The organism is Flavobacterium panici, from assembly GCF_903819335.1.
GTDB lineage: Bacteria > Bacteroidota > Bacteroidia > Flavobacteriales > Flavobacteriaceae > Flavobacterium > Flavobacterium panici.
In genome coordinates, this window is sequence record NZ_CAIJDE010000044.1 from 200,057 (window position 1) to 220,772 (window position 20,716).

General features: G+C 33.0%; 14 protein-coding genes and 4 tRNA genes. 15 read left to right on the top strand and 3 right to left on the bottom strand.

The window, feature by feature from the left end; all coding sequences use genetic code 11:
• The first annotated feature begins 7 nt into the window (after positions 1–7).
• The 6 genes from FLAPXU55_RS13405 to FLAPXU55_RS13430 all read left to right on the top strand — a co-directional run bounded on the left by FLAPXU55_RS13405 (position 8) and on the right by FLAPXU55_RS13430 (position 11,217).
• On the top strand, positions 8–1,009 hold the full coding sequence (locus FLAPXU55_RS13405) for a PorP/SprF family type IX secretion system membrane protein (RefSeq protein ID WP_180858267.1): 1,002 nt from the start codon (positions 8–10) through the stop codon (positions 1,007–1,009).
• A 779-nt stretch (positions 1,010–1,788) separates the two neighbouring features.
• Positions 1,789–3,315 carry a TROVE domain-containing protein gene (locus FLAPXU55_RS13410; RefSeq protein WP_180858269.1) on the top strand — a complete coding sequence of 509 codons (1,527 nt, stop codon included), beginning with the start codon at positions 1,789–1,791 and terminating at the stop codon, positions 3,313–3,315.
• 1,039 nt (positions 3,316–4,354) lie between these two features.
• On the top strand, positions 4,355–5,776 hold the full coding sequence (locus tag FLAPXU55_RS13415) for an RtcB family protein (protein ID WP_180858271.1): 1,422 nt from the start codon (positions 4,355–4,357) through the stop codon (positions 5,774–5,776).
• Positions 5,777–6,073: 297 nt separating this feature from the next.
• Positions 6,074–6,409 carry a S24 family peptidase gene (locus tag FLAPXU55_RS13420; RefSeq protein ID WP_180858273.1) on the top strand — a complete coding sequence of 112 codons (336 nt, stop codon included), beginning with the start codon at positions 6,074–6,076 and terminating at the stop codon, positions 6,407–6,409.
• A gap of 79 nt (positions 6,410–6,488) precedes the next feature.
• Positions 6,489–7,289 carry a TatD family hydrolase gene (locus FLAPXU55_RS13425; protein ID WP_180858275.1) on the top strand — a complete coding sequence of 267 codons (801 nt, stop codon included), beginning with the start codon at positions 6,489–6,491 and terminating at the stop codon, positions 7,287–7,289.
• 118 nt (positions 7,290–7,407) lie between these two features.
• Positions 7,408–11,217: an ATP-binding protein gene (locus FLAPXU55_RS13430; protein ID WP_180858277.1), complete on the top strand. Its 3,810-nt coding sequence runs from the start codon at positions 7,408–7,410 to the stop codon at positions 11,215–11,217.
• A 115-nt stretch (positions 11,218–11,332) separates the two neighbouring features.
• Here the strand turns inward: FLAPXU55_RS13430 and FLAPXU55_RS13435 are convergent, their stop codons facing one another.
• Positions 11,333–11,731 (bottom strand): helix-turn-helix domain-containing protein, encoded by a 399-nt coding sequence (locus FLAPXU55_RS13435; protein WP_180858279.1) that lies wholly within the window; start codon positions 11,729–11,731, stop codon positions 11,333–11,335.
• 937 nt (positions 11,732–12,668) lie between these two features.
• Here FLAPXU55_RS13435 and FLAPXU55_RS13440 point away from each other — a divergent pair.
• The 9 genes from FLAPXU55_RS13440 (at position 12,669) to FLAPXU55_RS13480 (ending at position 18,087) form a co-directional block, all read left to right on the top strand.
• A tRNA-Asn gene (locus tag FLAPXU55_RS13440) sits at positions 12,669–12,741 on the top strand.
• Between the two features lie 21 nt (positions 12,742–12,762).
• Positions 12,763–12,835 (top strand) — tRNA-Asp (locus FLAPXU55_RS13445).
• A gap of 298 nt (positions 12,836–13,133) precedes the next feature.
• Positions 13,134–13,217, top strand: a tRNA-Tyr gene (locus FLAPXU55_RS13450).
• A 163-nt stretch (positions 13,218–13,380) separates the two neighbouring features.
• Positions 13,381–13,454, top strand: a tRNA-Leu gene (locus FLAPXU55_RS13455).
• Between the two features lie 185 nt (positions 13,455–13,639).
• Positions 13,640–14,188: a 3'-5' exonuclease gene (locus tag FLAPXU55_RS13460; protein WP_219637264.1), complete on the top strand. Its 549-nt coding sequence runs from the start codon at positions 13,640–13,642 to the stop codon at positions 14,186–14,188.
• A gap of 13 nt (positions 14,189–14,201) precedes the next feature.
• On the top strand, positions 14,202–14,987 hold the full coding sequence (locus tag FLAPXU55_RS13465; RefSeq protein ID WP_180858283.1) for a hypothetical protein: 786 nt from the start codon (positions 14,202–14,204) through the stop codon (positions 14,985–14,987).
• Positions 14,988–15,802: 815 nt separating this feature from the next.
• Positions 15,803–16,900, top strand: coding sequence for a slipin family protein (locus tag FLAPXU55_RS13470; protein WP_180858285.1), 1,098 nt, complete (start codon positions 15,803–15,805; stop codon positions 16,898–16,900).
• A 54-nt stretch (positions 16,901–16,954) separates the two neighbouring features.
• Positions 16,955–17,521 carry a metallophosphoesterase family protein gene (locus FLAPXU55_RS13475; RefSeq protein WP_180858287.1) on the top strand — a complete coding sequence of 189 codons (567 nt, stop codon included), beginning with the start codon at positions 16,955–16,957 and terminating at the stop codon, positions 17,519–17,521.
• Between the two features lie 20 nt (positions 17,522–17,541).
• Positions 17,542–18,087 (top strand): 3'-5' exonuclease, encoded by a 546-nt coding sequence (locus FLAPXU55_RS13480; RefSeq protein ID WP_180858289.1) that lies wholly within the window; start codon positions 17,542–17,544, stop codon positions 18,085–18,087.
• Between the two features lie 152 nt (positions 18,088–18,239).
• Here FLAPXU55_RS13480 and FLAPXU55_RS13485 read toward each other — a convergent pair whose 3' ends face one another.
• The gene (locus FLAPXU55_RS13485) at positions 18,240–20,018 is read right to left on the bottom strand and encodes an AMP-dependent synthetase/ligase (RefSeq protein ID WP_180858291.1); all 1,779 of its coding nucleotides are present in this window, start codon (positions 20,016–20,018) and stop codon (positions 18,240–18,242) included.
• 178 nt (positions 20,019–20,196) lie between these two features.
• Positions 20,197–20,628 carry a hypothetical protein gene (locus FLAPXU55_RS13490; RefSeq protein WP_053471762.1) on the bottom strand — a complete coding sequence of 144 codons (432 nt, stop codon included), beginning with the start codon at positions 20,626–20,628 and terminating at the stop codon, positions 20,197–20,199.
• Between the last annotated feature and the right edge of the window lie 88 nt (positions 20,629–20,716).

Below are 20,716 nucleotides of genomic sequence, written 5' to 3' on the forward strand. Positions count from 1 at the left end.
ATAACCAATGAGATTAAAACTATTTATTATAATTATTACATGTTGCTTCTATTCTCAGGCAAAAGCGCAAGATCCTGTTTTTACACAATATTTTCTAATTCCGGAAACCCTAAACCCGGGATTTACAGGATTTATGGAAACCACTTATGCAGGTATAATTCACCGTGAACAATGGCCGGATTTAGATTTAAGGATTGATACTGATTATGCATTTGTAAATACCTGGAGTGATAAATTAAACAGCGGTTTAGGAATCAGTTTTTTAAACCAAAGAGAAAACCTGACCAGCTATAACTATTCGCAGATAAATGCAAATTATGCCTATAAAGTAAGACTAAACGACGACTGGTATTTTAGACCTGCTGTCGAAGCTGGTTTCGGACTTAAATCATTTGGATTTCAAAATTTATTGCTCGAAGATCAAATTAATATCCGAACAGGTGTTATCAATTCAAGCACAATGGATCCGACATTGTTAAACAGAAAAATGACATTTTTTGATGTTTCTGCCGGAATGGTTTTCAATAACGACAATGCTTGGGTTGGCCTTTCGATGAAACATCTTAATAAACCGAATATTGCCTTTAGTTCAGAAGGAAATGTGCCATTAAACACCTTTTTCTCCTTAAGCGCAGGTTACGAATTCCTTGTAATAGATTATATCGATGTATTATTGCTTCCGTATGAAACCAAGTTTTTTGTAACCTCAAACTACATGCAGCAAGGCCGATACAACCGACTTGATTTAGGAGCTTCGATATTATTCGAAAAAATATTCTTTGGCGCAACAGCCGTAACAAATCCCGCAAAAAACGGAATCAACGGAGATTTGTTAACGTCTGTAAACCTTTTCACAGGCTTGCAATATGAGCATTTAAGATTTGGACTTTCATACGATTTAAACACAACCAAAATTGGGAAAACAGGCGGAATCTACGAACTTTCGTTAACCTATCAGTTTGATTTAAGCAGAAAATGTTTCGGTTGTCCTAACTATTCAGGGAAATAATATAAGAATAATAATTTGGGCGTGTCCCTTCGGGTCGGGCTTTCGGCTATATCTTTTGTTCCGTTTCTCTTCACAAAAGGATACCGCCTCAATCCCTCACGCATCTGAGATAACAAAAAAAATCGTTTTTAATAATTATAAAATGATTTCAATTTTCTATCTAGATATTCCGCACAAATATACTGTAGAGACGCACAGCAGTGCGTCTCCGCAACGATGATCCACAACGTTAAAAATAAAACAAACCCGACAGGTTTTTAAAACCTGTCGGGTTTAATCATTACGTCATATTGATGTCGAATTACTCTGTGTAGACGCACTGCTGTGCGTCTCTACGGAATATCTTTGTGAATTATTTTTTCCGTACCTCGAATCCGACTGCGTACGTTTCTATACTTTTCTAAATATTAAACAATAATTTTATTCCGTTCTAATATTCCACACAAACATATCGTAGAGGCGCACAGCAGTGCGTCTCCGCAACGATGATCCACAACGTTAAACACATACAGCAAACCCGACAGGTTTTTAAAACCTGTCGGGTTTAATTATTACGTCATATTGATGTCGAATTACTTTGCGTAGACGCACTGCTGTGCGTCTCTACAGAACACCTTTATGTACAGTATTTTAACGTATACAATTCCTCTAAAATCATAATCTTTTTATTAAGATTTAAAATTTCTTTTTTACTGCGCAAAATAATTGCGCAGTAGTTCTGAAATCTTTGCTCAGGAAATAAAACAATAACCATTGTCTAATTTTAAAAACCAGAAATTATGAAATTCAATTTTTTAGCAAAAGAGAAAAACAATAAAAGCAATATAGTTAATCATGAAAATGCACCAGCTTTTTCTTTAACATCAGAATACGAATTGTACGCAGCAGTTGTAACAACAAGTTTAAACGCTTCATTTTATGAAAAAGATACAACTCGTTTACAAAGAATACAAAGCCTAATCAAAAAAAGCAATCCGGTATTTGTAGCAAAATTGGCTGTTTATGCCCGTAACGAAATGCATATGCGTTCTGTACCATTAGTTTTGGTAGTAGAATTAGCCAAAATATATTCTGGCGATTCATTAATCAGTAAAATGATCACACACGTTATACAACGTGCAGACGAAATAACAGAATTATTGGCTTATTACCAAATGGCAAACGAACGAAATGGTGTTAAGAAATTAAACCGTTTATCAAAACAAATACAAAAAGGTTTAGCCGTTTCGTTCAACAAATTTGACGAATACCAATTCGCAAAATACAATCGTGATGGCGTTGTTAAATTAAAAGATGCCTTGTTTTTGGTACATCCAAAAGCAAAAGATAAAGCACAGCAAGCAATCTTTGATAAATTGGTAAACAACACATTGCAAACGCCATATACATGGGAAACAGAATTGTCGCAATTAGGTCAAGTAAAATTTTACAACCACATTGAAAAACAAAAAGCATTCAAACAAAAATGGGAGGAATTAATCGATAGCGGTAAAATAGGTTACATGGCTTTGTTACGTAACTTACGAAATATCTTAGAAGCAAATGTTTCAGGTTCTCATATGTTGAAAGTATGCGATTACCTTTCTAACGAAAAAGCAGTCGCCAACTCAAAACAATTGCCATTCCGATTTTTAGCAGCGTATCGTGAAGTGAAAGATTTGAATTTCAAATACACTTCAATGGTTTTAGATGCTTTAGAAGATGCTGTTATGGCGAGTTCACAAAACATAAAAGGTTTTGATGTTAATACATCGGTTGTAATTGCCTGCGACGTTTCGGGTTCAATGCAAAAAGCAATCTCACCAAAAAGTAAAGTAATGCTTTACGATATCGGTTTGATGTTAGGTATGTTGATGCAAAGTCGCTGCCAAAATGTAGTAAGCGGTATGTTTGGTGACCGTTGGAAAATAATCAACATGCCAAAACGAAGCATATTGGCCAACGTTAACGAATATTACAAACGCGAAGGTGAAGTAGGTTATGCTACAAACGGTCATTTGGTTGTAGAAGATTTAATCAGCCGAAAAGAAATTGTAGATAAAGTAATGTTGTTTACAGATGTTCAAATGTGGAATAATACATACACAAAAGACTCATTTGCAAATTCCTGGAACCGATACAAAACTATCGCACCAAACGCAAAATTATATTTGTTTGATTTGGCTGGTTACGGTCAGTCACCAATAAACATCGAAAAAAACGATGTATATTTAATAGCCGGCTGGTCAGATAAAGTATTTGATGTTTTGAATGCTTTAGAAGATAAAAATAGTGCGTTGAATTACATCAATCGAATAGAATTGTAAAAAAAGAATCTGCTGCGCAAAATAATTGCGCAGTATGATTTGAATATTTGTAAAAGAAATAAGTTCATTGAAAATAAAAACAAGTACCGTAAAAAAGAATTACTTCGTGTCGTGGGTTCAATTCCCATCAACTCTATTTTAAAAATTAGAGATGTAGCTCAGCTGGTTAGAGCAGAAATTTCTTTTTGAATGTTGTCTTGTTTTGAAAAAAACATTGGTGTCGTAGACAAGAGTTACTTCGAGGGAATTGTGTTACAGGTTCGAATCCTGTTCAGGTAATCTGATGGTGTAAGTGGAAACACGCATAAATAGTCTCTTGTCGCTCATAACCCGATAAAATAAAAAGAATGTCGTAAATAAGAGTTACTTCGTCTCCAATTTAGGGGAGGAATAGCGAAGTTGTAAAATCAGCAAGGCTATCCAGTTCGACTCTGGCACAGACAAAGCCCCGCCCAATTCTCTTATTGCTTTTTACTTCTTTTAAAAAATGAAAAATGTCGTGTGTGAGAGTTACTTCGTATAGGGTTCAAAATACTCTCATCAATTATTACTTTTTCAAAAAATAAGATGCCGTGTATAAAGTGCTACTTCGTTGGTTGATTTATTAGGTTCGAGTCCTAAATTATCACTTATACAATATTGCTCTTAAAAAAAGAGTGTCGTCAGGAAATGGTTCCTTCGTCCAAAAAGAAAATTAAACCATTCCTAAATGTTGCCTCTTTTAAAATTATTAATTAAAATGGATGTAGAAAAAAACATCAACTAAATAAAATTAAACACAAGGTTTGTCATTTCGAGGAACGAGAAATCTGCGCAAGTAACTCCGTAACGAGAGTCCAATCTTTGTAGAGCTTCTCGTGGAGATTTCTCGTTCCTCGAAATGACAAACTGTGTGTTAATCACTTAAAATAAAACTTTGCGCCCTTGCGACTTTGCGAGAAATATGTCTTCGCTGAGCAAAAAATTTAGAATTAAAATAGCTACGCAAAATAACTGCGCAGTACAAAACAACCTTTGTACTATCAAAAAAACAAAACAAATGAATACACAAATAAACGGTACAGATATATTAGAATTAGGATTCCCAGAAGGAAAAATAATCGGAATCGCATTAAAAATAAACAGCAAAAGAAACGGTTTTACGCGTGACGAAATGATCACAAATTTTAAAAACGTATTAGAAACTCCGGAAAACTATATAGACGATAAAATCTTCAGCAAACTAGCCGTTGCTTTAATCGAAAAAGCAAATGAAAAACCGGAAGATTTCATTGCTTTAAATGAAAATCCAAATGCTTATTCTGCGTACGGATTAGATCATATCGAAGACGGAGCCAGAAAACAAATGGAAGTAGCAATGAAACTTCCCGTTACAGTTGCCGGAGCATTAATGCCAGACGCGCATCAAGGTTACGGATTACCAATTGGCGGAGTTTTAGCCACCAAAAATGCCATTATTCCGTATGGTGTTGGCGTTGATATTGGATGTAGAATGGCATTGTCAGTTTACGATATTCCGGAAGATTTTTACTTTGAAAATGAAGCCAAATTCAAAAAAGAATTAATTGCGAATTCTATTTTTGGAGCAGGTCACGGATTTCACGGACAATACAAATCAGATCATGCGGTTTTGGAGAACGATACATTTAATATGAATCCGTTTGTGAAGAATTTAAAAGATAAAGCCTGGTCACAATTAGGATCTTCAGGTGGAGGAAATCACTTTGTCGAATTCGGAATCATGGAATTTGCAAAAGACGATGCCGTTTTGAATATTCCAAAAGGAAAATACGTCGCTTTGTTAACGCATTCAGGTTCACGCGGAATGGGTGCAACAATTGCTGGACATTATACTAAAATTGCGAAAGACGAATGCAAACTTCCAGAAATAGCCAGGAACTTAGCTTATTTAGATATGAACTCACAATTAGGACAAGAATATTGGCTTGCGATGAATCTTGCAGGAGATTACGCTTCGGCTTGTCATGAAATTATCCATAATAAAATGGAAAAAGCTTTAGGCGCTGCAATTTTAGCCAAAGTCGAAAACCACCATAATTTTGCCTGGAAAGAAATCTGGAACGGCGAAGAAGTAATCGTACATAGAAAAGGAGCAACCCCAGCCGGAAAAGGCGTTATGGGAATCATTCCGGGGAGTATGACCGCACCAGGATTTTTGGTAAGAGGAAAAGGCGAGGAGAACGCCATAAATTCTGCTTCACACGGAGCAGGAAGACAAATGAGCAGAACTCAGGCCATAAAAAACATCACACCAACCGAGATGAAATCCATCCTGAAAGATCATGGCGTTACGCTTATTGGTGCAGGACTTGACGAAGCACCAATGGCCTATAAAGATATCAATCAGGTAATGGAAGCGCAGCAAGATTTAGTCGACGTTGTCGCCAAATTTACCCCAAAATTAGTGAGAATGGCCGATGATGGAAGTAGAGAAGACTAGTGTTCAGTTTTTAGTGATCAGTCTCAGTGGCAGTTTTCAGTGTAGAGGCGCACAGCAGTGCGTCTAACACAACGTATCCTCATTTTATGTTATTTCGACGTAAGGAGAAATCTCCACGAGTAGCTCCGCAACTTGAGTCTAATCTTTGTAGAGTTTCTTGCGGAGATTTCTCCTTACGTCGAAATGACAAACTTTGTGTAAAAAACTTTGCGACTCTGCGACTTTGCGAGATTAAAAACAAACCAAAGATCAAAAAGAAACTTTGCGTCTTAGAGCCTTCGTGGCAAAAATAAAAATATGAATAACAAATACGAACGACTGAAAACAGAATTAGAAACAGTCGGCAATGGAAAAATGAAAGCATTTGGAGACTCAATGCGGCCCATATTAAAAAGCGGAAGTCTCTTAACATTTATAAAAAGCGAAAATTACCAAATAGGCGATATCGTATTCTGCAAAGTAAAAGGCAGATACATCGACGCCCATAAAATCATTAAAACCGACACAAACAAAGGTTTTCTAATCGCCAACAATCACGGATTCGAAAATGGCTGGACAAAAATCATTTACGGAAAAGTAATTCAGGGCGAGTTTAAGAATGAGGTGATTTATATGAAAATGGACAAAGATTAAATTCCAAATTCCAATTTTAATCACCTTAAAAATAAAAAACTTTGTGTCTTAGTGCCTTAGTGGCAAAAAAATAAAAAAAATGAAAACATACATAGACATAGGAATCAACCTAACCAATAAACAATTCCAAAACGACATAGACGATGTTGTACAAGACGCGCTCGACGTCGACGTTTCGCAAATGATCCTGACCGGAACAAGCATACGAAACAGCGAAGCTTCATTAGAAATCGCAAAACAATATCCGGGAATATTATATTCGACGGCCGGAATTCACCCGCATGATGCGAAGAGTTTTGACGAAAAAAGCATTTCGAAACTGCGGAATTTATTAAAGCAGAAACAAGTAGTTTCTGTTGGTGAATGCGGACTCGACTTTGACCGTGATTTTTCGCCCAGAAACAAACAGGAACAATGTTATAAAGCCCAATTAGAATTGGCAATCGAAGTTCAGAAACCTTTGTTTTTGCATGAAAGAGCGGCTTTTAATAGTTTTATCAATATCACCAAAGACTATTTACCGCAATTGCCAAAAGCCGTTGTGCATTGTTTTACGGGAACGCTGCCCGAAGCCAAAATCTATCTCGATAACGGATTTTATCTTGGTTTTACCGGAGCGATTTCTGATACCAAACGTTTCAGTCATTTAAAAGAAGTCATTCAATATGTTCCGCTTGATCGAATGATGATCGAAACCGATGCGCCGTTTATGCTTCCAAAAAATGTTCCGAACAGTCTTTTAAAGAAATACCACGAACGAAGATGTGAACCTGCTTTTCTGCCTTTTGTTGCCGGAACAATTGCTCAGTTTAAAGGAATTACTTTAGATAAAGTGGCGGATGAAACGACTAGGAATGCTAAAAGTTTTTTTGGGATTTAACAAAAAAACAAATTATTTATAGACCACAGATTTACAAATTTTTTTGTGAATTTGTGGTTTTTTATTTGTTAATTAGTCTGAGTAATTATTTACAACAAATCTTTTTTAAATTAATAAAATGAGTGTAGCTACTGAAGGTGTTAAAGGTTATGAATATCAGTATAAAGTAACTGTATTATTTGCACTTTTACATTCTAATGATTTTAAATCACAGCTTTATGTTGAGAAAATAGGAAGTGAGGATATTACTTTTTTAGATGAAAATAAAAATTATTTAGAGATACAGATTAAAAGAGAAAGAAATAGTATTGGTTTTCCAAAAATTATTGAATGGCTATCACATTTCCAAGAAAGAAGTAGTACTAATAATTTATTATTGAGAGTTAAAGATAAAAAGTCAAAATGTTTATTCATTACCCGTTCTCGGTGCAGTGATGAGGCAATAATATTTTTGAAACTGTTTCCATTAATTGATTCCAATGAGAATAGCATTTCAAAAGAAGTTATTTTAAAATTTCAAAAGGAATTAAAAGCTGTAAAATTTAAACAAACTCAATTAGACATAAAAAGAAAATCACTCTGTAGTGATATTTCAAATAATTTAAACAAATCAGATATTGAAATATTGATAAACAATACTTTGATTTGGGAACAAATAGAAGAAGAAAAGATTGATAATGAGGTTTTAAAATGTTTAAATAAAAAATTCTCGATACCACAATCACTTTCAGAAAATTTGTATCTGAAACTATTGGAAGTTGTAAAACAAGGTAGGGATTTAAAAGAAGATATTATTCCACTTTTTAAAAATTTAATTTTAAAATTAAAGACAAATAGATATTCTCTATCTGAAAATAATATTATTAGAAAAGAAGAAGCGCAGGCGATAGATATTTTAAAAAAATCAAATTTATTATTATTAACAGGAATTTCACAATGTGGCAAAACAGAATTAGCGAAAAAAGTTGCCAATGAGTTAATAGATCAAGGATATACTTCAGCACCAATTTCAACTGATTTTTTTCAAGTTGAAAATTTTTTCAATCAAAATAAAATAGAAGATAAGATTTTGATTTTTGAAGATCCATTCGGACATATAAAGCCCAAGAAAGAATCCAATGATATTAAAAACAAAATCATTAATCTTGTCAAATGTTTACCATTAAACCATAAAATAATCCTTACTAGTAGAATAGAAATTTTGGAGGAAGCATTTAATAGTTGCAATATTATTGAAAATGTGTTAGACTTAACCGAAGATGATAATAAACTAATATTAGATTTTTGGGAAAAATTTTCAAATGCGCAAAATGTCAATAATGAAATAAAAAATATTGTTGGTGAATATATTTTAAGAGAAACTGAACATAAAATTCAAGTTGGACAATTAGATTATCTTTCGCGATATGATTTAAATAAATTAAAATCAAAAAGCATATCTGAATTAATCAGTATAGCTCGACATAATTCTACAGATATTGCAAATGATGTATTAAAAGAAAATAACAAAGAATCAAAAATTCTTGCAGTTATGTCGATATGCTGTAGTAATAGTATTGGAATAAATGTCGAAGACTTTAAATATATTTTATCTGATGATGAAAATGGATATTCTGTTTTTAAAGAATCTAAAGTTTTCCAATTTAAAAAAAGTAAAAGTAAATTTCCAAAATATTTAGAAACAAATAAGTTAAAAAAAGGTTTTAAGTCAAGTATTTCTTATTTTGAAGAAAGAGGATTCATAAAGTTGGAAAATAATCAATATTTTTTTTCTCATCCTAATTATTTTGAAGCTGGAAAAAAATTGTTCTTTAGAAAAAGTAGTCAAGAGCAAAAAGAAAATATTGGATATTTAAAAAAAACGATAATTTGTATAAGTCCAGTAACTACGTTAATTGCTTGTAAATTATTAACATGGATTTATCGTACAGTACATTCAAATTTTAAAGACGATATTAAGGATTTAATGTTTTTATCAAATAGATCAATTTTTCCTGCGGTTGAAGACTATTCTTCAATTAATCTTATTAACATAATTGAAGATATTGATAATGAAGATCAGAAGGATAAAATTATCAATATTGTTAATAGAGGAAACACTGATTCAAGTTCAATAAAATGGCTTAATAATGAGATACCTTTCCTAAGTAAAGGAGATGATGATTTAAGAAATTTGTTTATAGATAATATATCGCCAAGTGAAATAGAAGAAATTGAGAATAAAATATTAAATAATCACCATGTAAATTTATTTGATATTTGGCGCTATATTAATTATCATAAGATTGTAAGTATTAGTAAAGTTTATACTAAGTTTAATCATAATATAATAAACTCACTTCTAACACATGAGGAGGTTTTTATAAGAAAACAAGTTGCGAAACTATTCTTTTTGTCAAAAATAAGCGAAGAGGAAATTTATCTAATCAAAAAAATTTTTAATGACAATCATGCCACTGTTTCTTTTTATGGTATATGGGGAAGTTTTTTAAGTTGGAATAAACAATCAGATCAAATAAAAACAATAATTTTTGAACATCTTAAAAAACTATTTTGCAGACAAGAAATTGCAATAAGAGCAAATAATTTAATGACTACTTTTTCAATTGATTATGCAGGAGAGTGTATTGATTGGAAACTTTTCTCTAAGGCAGAAACTATTGAGTTATGGAATGTTTGGGCAGAAATTTTCCCTGTTTTTTCAAATAGTTTGCCACCAAATATTTTTCTAAATTATGGAAGATATGGTGTGACTATGGAAACAGCAATGAAATATTTAACTCTTAATAACGGAATAAAAGTATTTGAAACTTGGTTAGATAGAATAGAAGTTAGAATTAAAAATAATGTAGAGCTATCTGATTATGAAATGGGAATTAGTGATGAATTAATTAAATTCACTAAAGGTAATTTTAAGATAAGAAAAAATCTAATAGAAAGAATTTTATCAAATACTAATTCAATTTTCAGTTTATACAATTTAAAATTAATTATAACTTTTTGGAACGATTTAGATATTAGCGAAAAAAAAATAGTTTTATCTATAGTAGATTCAAATAGAATTGATTTAAGATGGATTAAGGCAATGTTACTTGCGAAGTATGAAATACCAAAAGAAATTGAAGTTAAAATAGTAGGTGATATTAATCTTTATTCATTAAAACCAAAAAAAGTACTTGAATTATTGCCTGAAGAATTAGTTCAAGATTGTTTGAAAATTATTTATGCACAGCCTTATGAGCTTGAATTTTTAAGGCCAAGTTATCTTTCAGATTTTTGGAAGAAAATGATTAATTATATCATGTATTTTGAAGTTGAACCATATTTTGCTTTGTGCATAAAAGATTTTATAGGTCATAACATCTGGGCTAATAGATCTGAAAATTTTTTATTATGGCGCAAAATATGTTTGAATTCCAAGAATATTAATTATTTAACTTATTTAGTAATTTATAATATTTCAAAAAGCGCAATTTATGTGAGTGGAACTATTGAAATGATGAAAACTTTAGTTTTTGCATATAAACAAAGAAATGAGTTTGAAATTTTCACGAAAATTATTTCAGATGAAATTGAAGTTTTACAGAAAACTTCTGATAAGCATGATATTTTTGAAATTTTTGACAAAAATTTTCTTTTTCAAGATTTGTATAAGCTGTTGAAACCTGATATAGATGCAATGTTAGTAATTGAGAATAGAGGAATTGAATATTTGCACGAAATAATAGATGATGTCAAAAGTTTTAGATTTTTTGCTTCATATTTGATAATTAAAAATTTAGTAGCAAAAAGTGATAAAATAGAAGAAGATATTAAAAACAGACTGCTTTCGATTCCAAATAACATTGAGAAAGTAGGAGAGAAGAAACAAAAGATTTTAAAATCTAAATATTTTAAAGAAGAAAAAATAACTAATTGGATAAATTAATTAAATTCAATAAAAAAGTCTTTCTCATTAAAGTGACAATAAAATTTATTATATATAAAATGTGTAAATCTCTTTACGCATTTTATATATATAAGAAATTCGTTGGTCAAGAATATTATTTCAATTTCATTAATTTTTCTAAATACTCAACTTTATCTTTTTCAGCCTGAACCAAACGCTCATAAAGTTCCACAACTTTATCAAGAGGATTGAAAGTACAATGATTATTAGAATTATTTAGATTACCATTATTAGCACTATTATCATAAAAGTTATTAAAGAAATTAAAAACAGATTCTTCTGTAAAATTTTCAATAGCTTCTACCGTCACGCCAAGTGCTTTTGCAATTTGCACCAATTTTTCGAAATCAACAGTTTCGCTGGTTTCAATGCTGGAAATAGTCTGCTGGCTTGTGCCAATAGCATCCGCAAGTGCTCCTTGTTTCATTCCGCGAAGCTCTCTTATTCGGCTGATATTTCGGCCAATATTTCTGGGTCTGGTTTCTGTGCTCATAATTCAAAGATATTTAAAATTTTTGACAAAAATAACTGTCCGTAAAATACAAGATCGATTTGATAAAATACAATTTTGTTGCTTTTTTGAAAGAGTAAAAATACTCTTTTTCTTACTTTAGTTAAAAAAACATTTTTAAAATTAACAAGAGAATTATATAAATAGAAAAAACGTCTACATTTGCACCCGTAATAAAAAAACAAAAAATACAGATGATACTTTCAGTAAGACAATATTTTGATCACTTAGCAGGAAATCTTCCGGCTAAAATATCAGGATGTATCATGTATTTTTATGAAATTGAAATGTAAATTTTAGAGTTCAACTCAACATAAAATATAAAAGCGTCCTTATTTCGGGACGCTTTTTTTGTTTTTAAGCATTTCGATTTCGGTTAAAAAGCACTTCGACTTCGCTCAGTGTGACAAAAAAATTGGCGAGAATGACAAGAAAAATGATAAAAAAGAAACCATAACTAAAAATAATTAAAAAAATAATTGACCAAATGTTTAATGCATAATCTAAATATTGAAATATAATCTTGAAAAGTAATCTGATGAGAGACAGTCATTTGATACAAAAAGGAATCTGCACCAGTATGCGGACAAGGATTTCTATGTTTTAATTTTAGGTATAACTATTTGATAATCAATAAAATAATTTTAAAAATGATTTGGATAATTGATTTTTTCGACTTTATCTTTGCCGAAGAAAATCTGAAAGCAGAAATTCAAATAGCAACAACAATTTCAAAATATAATACAACATATAAAATGGCTTTACATAACAACATATATAACACACAACTGCTAGACCCGAGATTCGATCTTGGATGTTTAACAACACAGGTGCATCAATACAGGCAATAGGATAGTTATATCATATTGAATTTATAAAGCACCTTTAACCGGGTGCTTTTTTTATGCCCAAAAATTATGATTTCGTAGCTCAATTGGCAGAGCGCTTGACTGTTAATCAATAGGTTGAAGGTTCGATTCCTTCCGAAATCGCATTGTTCTCTAGAAGGAACTGGCTCATTGGGGTTACTGGCTAACCTTCCCGACTGTCTCTCGGGAGAAACGGGTTCGACTCCCGTATGAGCCGCGAGTTTGCCGCAAAGGCACTAAGGCGCAAAGGTTTTTGTTTGACGCAGATTAAGCAGATTTACTTAAAGTAAAAAATTTGTGACTCTGCGACTTTGCGAGAGATTGACAAAGTATTGTAAAAAGAGCTGGCGAGCAATTTTCTCGCAAAGTCGCCAAGACGCTAAGAAAAATAAGCTTTGTGTCTTAGTGTCTTCGTGGCAAAATAAAAAAAATCTGGGAAGATAACGGTGGTTGTTTACCCGCTTTGGACGCGGGAGTTCGCAGGTTCTCCCGATAGCTATCGGGACCAGACAAATGGAAATACGCTAAAGTTGGAGAGTTAGGTCGGTCTGTAAAACCGTTGTCTTTTGACTGAGTAGGTTCGAATCTTACTATTTCCACAAATTGAGCAGATGTACTTAAAGTAAAAACTTTGCGACTCTGCGACTTTGCGAGAGATTGACAAAGTATTGTAAAAAGAACTGGCGAGCAATTATCTCGCAAAGTCGCAAAGTCGCAAAGAAATAACCTTTGTGTCTTCGTGCCTTAGCGGCAGAAAAAAATGCAGGAATGGCGCAATTGGTAGACGCGGCTGACTTAGAATCAGTTTTTTGAGAGTTCGAGTCTCTCTTCCTGTACTATAGCCACAAAGGCGCAAAGACGCAAAGTTTTTTGTTTCACGCAGATTGAGCAGATTTACTTAAAGTAAAAACTTTGCGACTCTGCGACTTTGCGAAAGATGATAAAGTATTGTAAAAAGAGCTGGCGAGTAATCGGGAAATTGTGTATTTATTTAAAAGTAATAATTAAGAATTTAGAAATCATGGTGTTATATGATAAAATTATAGTGATTGATATTGAAGCAACTTGCTGGGAATCTAAGGAGGAAACACTCTTAAATCAGAGAGAAATTATCGAGATAGGAGTATGCAAGTTAATATTATCGTCGGGAAAAATTGAAGATAAACAAAGTTTTTATATCAAACCAGAAGTTTCTCAAGTTTCTTCTTTTTGTCACCAATTAACTGGAATTACAAATGAAAAACTACAGATAGAAGGAACTTCACTTGAGAAAGCATTGAAGAAAATTAATTCCAAATATTCGGCAAAGTATAGAACATTTGCCGGTTATGGCGATTTTGATAAAGAAATATTAGAACAAGAATGTAAATCAAAAGCAATTGAAAACCCATTTAGAAATGACTATTTGAATATAAAGACACTTTTTAATTTAGTTTACCTTCAGGAGAAACCTAAAGGATTATTGAAAGAGCTAGAGTTAATAGGAGAATCTTTTGAAGGAGAGAATCATAATGGAGCGGATGATGCTTACAATGCAGCCAAATTGCTGTATAAAGTTTTAAAGAAATAAAAAATTAAAAACGATGAAACAAAAATACAACCGAATAGCTCTTGTTGGAATTGAACAGGAAGAATATGATATTATAAAAGCCCAGTATTCAGGACATATTATCTGGCATCAGTCTATACCAAAAATTGTGGTTAAGGATGAGGTTTTGTATATGGAAAAATCGATTGGAGTTGGAATGTTACCTGTAGATAAAGTCGTCTATTACGGAATTTACGACAATGATTTTGATTTCATTACGGGTCTTGCGATCTGGAATGGAGATTGTTATCCAAAGGCTTCAGCAATGCTCGACTGTCGTTTTAAAATTCCTTGTCTGGTAAAAGCACTGTCTCTTTCAAGATTCAGTGCCCCACGCGGATTTATAAGTGCAGGCGCTTCTGTTAACACAACCGGAGATACCATTGCAAAATGGGGAAACTGGCATTGCGGTGAAAACAAATATCGTTTTACAGGAGAATGGGAAAGCGAATTTACCGCAACCATTGAACCTTATTTTGAAGGCGATGCTGTTCGTATTATGATGATTGGTGAAACGTATTGGCAAATAAAACTAGAAGGTGACGATTGGTTAAAATCTATTCATCCTGATAATGCCAATTTTATGCCTGTCGATCAGGATTTGTTAGAAGATACGCTTTACATCAAGAATGTTTTGCAAATGGACATGATAGGAAATGATTACATCGTTGCAAAAGACGGTACTAAATATTTATTAGAAGTCAATCATATTCCCAATATAACCCGATTTGAAGAGGTAAGACAAGTCTATTTATCGACTGTAATAGAATGGATTAACTAAAGATTTTTGCACTGCGCAAAATTACTGCGCAGTGCAATTTGAATATTTGTTCAGGAATTAAAACAAGTTCTTTTATAAAATGAAATACATCAAAGTTTTGGCTTTGATTAAAAATATCAAACAAGCCCAGTTGCGTGTTTCTGTATAGCACCATTGTAGGGAACTTTCCGCGAAAGCGAATTATGTTTTTCTATGCAGCTTGGTTTGGAGGTTTTGGATGGTTTTCCAAAAAACTATCCCACCAAGATCTATGTGTCATGGGTTCGACTCCCATTCGCAGCAATGCGATAGCTCAGTTCGGTAGAGCAATAGAAGTCAACGCAGGTTCGAATCCTGCACTACTCCCGATGGGGTAGTTGGACGAGCGGTAAGTCAACAACAGACTGAAAATCTGTCTTTACAGAGACCATCACTCTTAAAAAGATGACCAGAAAAAAAACTGATTTGTCTTTGTCAGTGAAACTAAGGTTTTTGAACCTGAAATTTCACACTCATGATAAAGCCAGTGCGAAAAGCAATGTTTTTTGAAATACTTGTTTTCTTCTCGATTTGATTGTTAAGATGATTTGGGGATCGTCGCTGCAAAATACAATCGAAAACAATTCGGGTAAACAAATAACAAACTCTTCATCCGTTTTTTTCGGAGGAGAAAGGCAAAGAGGTTTTTTTATTTAGAAAGTGATAATAGAAGATAAAGAATAGAATAAAGAGAATCATTCTAATCTGAGAAATCTGTGGCAAAAAAATAAACAAAGATTTTCGACTGTTTCATAACCTGAAACTTGAAACAAGAAAAACTTGAAACAAAAAACAACATGATAAAAAGAATCAAAATCGAAGCATACCAAGTGGGTTTGCTTTTTGAAAACAGAAAATTAATTAAAGTATTAGAAGAAGGTTTGCACTGGATTTTTGGAGACAAAAATGTGATGATCTATGATATGAATGCCATTTTTCATGCTCCTTTTGAATTGAACATTTTATTGCAAAATGAAGTTTTGGCTTCAATGCTTGAAGTTGTTGAGGTTGCCGATAATGAGATTGTTTTACATTTCGTAAACGGAAATTTCAAAGGAACGCTGACTCCGGGAAGACATCCTTTCTGGAAAGGAATTGTGAAAAACGAATTCAAAAAAGCAGATCTTTCTAAAATTGAAATCACAGAGAATATTCCGGTAAACTTATTGGAACATAATCAATTGAAATACTTTGTTAGAAAATTTATTGTAGCAAGTAACGACAAAGCTTTGTTGTTTGTGAATGGAACTTTCGTTAAAGAATTAAAATCCGGAACACATTACTTTTGGAATAACTCGATTACAATCGAAGTTAAAACAATTGATGTGAGACAGCAGCAAGTTGAAATTTCAGGGCAAGAATTATTGACTAAAGATAAAGCAGGATTAAGAATCAACTTTTTTGTGAGATACCAAGTTGTGAATATCATGAAAGCTTTAGTTGACAATAAAGACTTTGAAAAACAATTGTATGTTGCCATGCAGTTAGCTTTAAGAGCTTTTGTGGGCGGATTGACCTTAGACGAATTATTGGCTAAAAAAGATACCATTGCCGAAGCTATTTTAGCAGAAGTAACAACTAAAATAGAAGATTTAGGTTTAACGATTTCTGATGCCGGAATTCGTGACGTAATCCTGCCTGGAGATATGAAAGAGATCATGAATCAGGTTTTGGTTGCTGAGAAAAAAGCACAGGCCAACAGTATTATGCGAAGAGAAGAAACCGCTTCAACAAGAAGTTTATTGAACACAGCAAAGCTGATGGAAGAAAACGAAATGTTGTGGAAATTGAAAGAGATGGAATACGTTGAAAAAATCGCCGATAAAATTGGAGAAATCACAATTTCAGGAAGCGGAAACGTAATTGGTCAATTGAAGGAAATCTTCGTGAAATAAAGAAAAACCATCAACGGGAACGCTGGTGGTTTTAGTTTAAAAATTAAAATTAAAATGAATCAAAAAATATTTTTTACGTCTGACCATCATTTTGGTCATACAAACATAATTAAGTTTAGCGAGCGTCCATTTGCTACAGTAGAAGAAATGGATTCGGAGCTCATTAAACGATGGAATGAAAAGGTGAGTCAGAGAGATATTGTTTATCACTTAGGTGATATTTCTTTGGCAAGACCAGAACAAACAAAAGAAATTTTAGACCAGTTAAACGGTTCAATTTTTCTGGTACAAGGCAATCACGATAAATCGGCTTTAAGTTATAAAAAGCGATTTGAGTGGATTAAAGATTATTATGAATTAAGTATTGAAGATGCAGATGCACCAAACGGAAGACAGAAAATAATCTTGTTTCACTACGCCATGAAAGTGTGGAGAAGTTCATTTAGAGGAACATGGCATTTATACGGCCACTCTCACGGTCATTTGTTTGACGATGAAACATCACGCTCTTTTGATGTTGGCGTAGACTGCCACAATTATGCACCACTTTCTTATGATGAAGTAAAAGCAATCATTATGAAGAAAGATTGGAAAGCTCCTTTTGGAGATAGAGAATTATAAAATATTTAAAAATTAAAGAAATGAAAACTACAGATAAAATTATTATCATTGATTTAGAAGCCACATGTTGGCAGGGCGCGGTCCCGCAAGGCCAGCAAAATGAAATTATCGAAATCGGATTAGCCGTTTTAGATTCAGAAACCGGACAAATTACCAAGAACAAAGGTATTTTGATAAAACCACAGCGTTCGCATGTGAGTCCGTTTTGTACCGAATTAACGACTATAACTCAGGATTTACTGGACAAAAACGGAGTAAGTTTTGAAGATGCCATTAACGAGTTAATCGACGAATATAATCCCGATTTATATACATGGGCAAGTTACGGTCAGTACGACTTGAATATGCTTAAAAAACAATGTAAATCGTTTGGTATTTCATACCCTATGGGAGACGAGCATATCAACGTAAAAGAACATTTTGCCGAAAAGTTTGGTCTGCAAAGGTCAACCGGAATGAATGGAGCTTTACAGATGCTGAATATTCCGCTTGAAGGAACACATCACCGCGGAATTGACGATGCCAAAAACATCGCTAAGATTTTGCATTGGTGCCTTAAAAATTAGAATTTAATTTGTTAAGAACAGTTATCTAAAGGATAGCAGATAACTGTGCAAAGAAACTGCAAATATATATTGTTTGCAGTTTTTGTTTTTTTAGATATTAAAAAAGGCTGTCTTTATTAAGACAGCCTTTTTCTTTGGTTAAATTATTTTGATTAATTGTGATTATAGATTTTAGAGTAAAGATCTTTATAGATTTCTTTAATGATTTTACGTTTTAATTTTAGAGTAGGAGTAAGCTGTCCGCCATCAATAGACCAAACATCCGGAGTAAGCTCAAAACGTTTGATTTGTTCCCAGTGCCCAAATTTCTTGTTGATGCCTTCTACTTCTTCATCAATACGTTTGATAACATCTGGATTTTCGCTGATTTCTTTATCTGTACTTCCTACAGTAATTTTATGGATTTTTGCCCATTCTTTTACAAACTCAAAGTTTGGCTGAATAAAGGCTGCCGGCATTTTTTCGCCTTCACCAATAACCATAATCTGCTCAATAAAACGAGATTGTTTCATGGCATTTTCGATCATTTGCGGTGCAATATATTTACCTCCTGATGTTTTGAACATTTCTTTTTTACGATCGGTAATTTTTAAGAAACCTTCGCTGTCAATTTCGCCAATATCTCCCGTGTGGAAATATCCGTCTTGTAAAGCTTCGGCTGTTTTTTCAGGATCTTTAAAGTAACCTAACATTACGTTTGGCCCTTTACAAAGAATTTCTCCGTCTTGTGCAATTTTTACTTCAATATTACGGATTGGTTTTCCAACAGTTCCAATTTTAAAACCTTTGTTTCTTTGGTCGTTAACGGCAATTACCGGAGAAGTTTCAGATAATCCGTAACCTTCCATAACCGGAATTTCTGCAGCAGCAAAAACTCTAGTTAAACGCGGCTGTAAAGCAGCACTTCCGGAAACCATTAAATCTAAATTTCCGCCCAAACCTTCTTTCCATTTGCTGAAAATAAGTTTACGGGCAATTTTTAATTGAAACTCATACCAAAAGCCGTTTGCTCCGTATGGTTCGTATTTTAAACCTAAATCAATAGCCCAGAAAAACAATTTTTTCTTGATGCCGGTTAATTCAGTTCCTTTTGCATAAATTTTATCGTAAACTTTCTCTAAAAGCCTCGGAACAGCCGTAATAACTGTCGGACGAACTTCTTTTAAGTTATCACTGATTTTATCAATCGATTCTCCAAAATAAACCGAAACACCATAATATTGATAAATGTATAAAATCATTCTCTCAAAAATATGGCAGATTGGCAAGAAGCTCAAAGCCGAACTTTTTCCCGGATCAAACGGAATTCTTGGCGCACTGTCTAAAACGTTAGAAACAATATTGTTGTGCGAAAGCATAACGCCTTTTGGTCTTCCTGTAGTTCCGGATGTATAAATAATAGTAGCTAAATCATCTGTTTTGATGCTGTCTTTTCTGGCTTCAACTTCACTTTGGTTGCTGTCGTCTTCTCCGGCTAATAATAAATCAGACCAGTGTTTACAGCCCGGAATTTCATTAAAAGAATAAACTTCTTTTAAAGTAGGAACGTTAGCTCTAATGGCTTGTACTTTTTGATATACTTCATCATCAGAAACAAAGCAATAAATACTGCCGCTATGGTTTAAAATATATTCGTAATCTTCCTCAGCAATTGTTGGATAAATAGGAACATTTTGCGCACCAGTCTGCAAAATACCAATATCCATTACATTCCACTCAGTTCTGTTATTTGAAGTAATTAAGGCAATTTTATCGTCTTTTTGAACGCCCATACGCAATAATGCTCTCGAAACGGCATTAGCTTTTGCAATATATTCTGCGCTGGATGTTTTTTCCCAGACTCCGTTTTTTTTAGTTGCAAGTGCAACCGGAAGGTTATAAGTTTCTTGTTGATAATAGGGAAAATCAAAAAGTCGTGTGATTGAAACCATGTTTAATATATTGAATTTTACTGCAAATTAAATAAAAATAAGGTACGATTTTTTATTTTATGGAATTTTATGGGAAAATTTATAGACACTATTAAAAATTTACGAAAACGTTTTCTTTTTTATAGCGAATATTCCCAAAAACCAAGAAAAATTTAATTTGCGAGGATGTTTTAAAAGACTATTGTACGTTATAATCTTCGTATTCTTTTACTCTTTCACCCATTAAGAACATTTTTTTCTTAACAAAATGAATCGAGAATTGAGAATAGAACCATTCGTTACCTTCAACGGGTCTGTACCAAAATGTGTAGGACTTACTGTTGAAACCTTCTTTAAAAATTGGAGTTCCATCTTCATTACATTCAATTCCCCAATTGATTTTTTGCTTGCTTAAATCTTCGGCCTGAATAGTACCTGTTCCATCAGGATTTAAAACTGTAATTGGCTGTTTTAGGCCAATAGGAGCATAAGTTCCCTGAACAGGATAACCAATAGTGGTTGTAATATAACGCTCTTTTGAATTATGGGTGATTACATTTACTTCAGCTTGTGAGTATGATTTTGAGGCAGCAAAAAATAACGTAATAAGTAATAAATGTACGGCTTTCATTTGTATGAAGGTTTAAAAGTGTTTTTTGGCGTTTATAAAAATCAGCGGCAGATTTTTATGTAGCGAATATAACTTAAATTTTGATTAA

Coding starts and splice junctions, on each gene's coding strand:
- FLAPXU55_RS13490 (WP_053471762.1), bottom strand. CDS start 20,628: ATGAAAGCCGTACATTTATTACTTATTACGTTATTTTTTGCTGCCTCA.
- FLAPXU55_RS13420 (WP_180858273.1), top strand. CDS start 6,074: ATGAATAACAAATACGAACGACTGAAAACAGAATTAGAAACAGTCGGC.
- FLAPXU55_RS13415 (WP_180858271.1), top strand. CDS start 4,355: ATGAATACACAAATAAACGGTACAGATATATTAGAATTAGGATTCCCA.
- FLAPXU55_RS13410 (WP_180858269.1), top strand. CDS start 1,789: ATGAAATTCAATTTTTTAGCAAAAGAGAAAAACAATAAAAGCAATATA.
- FLAPXU55_RS13465 (WP_180858283.1), top strand. CDS start 14,202: ATGAAACAAAAATACAACCGAATAGCTCTTGTTGGAATTGAACAGGAA.
- FLAPXU55_RS13470 (WP_180858285.1), top strand. CDS start 15,803: ATGATAAAAAGAATCAAAATCGAAGCATACCAAGTGGGTTTGCTTTTT.
- FLAPXU55_RS13460 (WP_219637264.1), top strand. CDS start 13,640: ATGGTGTTATATGATAAAATTATAGTGATTGATATTGAAGCAACTTGC.
- FLAPXU55_RS13435 (WP_180858279.1), bottom strand. CDS start 11,731: ATGAGCACAGAAACCAGACCCAGAAATATTGGCCGAAATATCAGCCGA.
- FLAPXU55_RS13430 (WP_180858277.1), top strand. CDS start 7,408: ATGAGTGTAGCTACTGAAGGTGTTAAAGGTTATGAATATCAGTATAAA.
- FLAPXU55_RS13480 (WP_180858289.1), top strand. CDS start 17,542: ATGAAAACTACAGATAAAATTATTATCATTGATTTAGAAGCCACATGT.
- FLAPXU55_RS13485 (WP_180858291.1), bottom strand. CDS start 20,018: ATGGTTTCAATCACACGACTTTTTGATTTTCCCTATTATCAACAAGAA.
- FLAPXU55_RS13405 (WP_180858267.1), top strand. CDS start 8: ATGAGATTAAAACTATTTATTATAATTATTACATGTTGCTTCTATTCT.
- FLAPXU55_RS13425 (WP_180858275.1), top strand. CDS start 6,489: ATGAAAACATACATAGACATAGGAATCAACCTAACCAATAAACAATTC.
- FLAPXU55_RS13475 (WP_180858287.1), top strand. CDS start 16,955: ATGAATCAAAAAATATTTTTTACGTCTGACCATCATTTTGGTCATACA.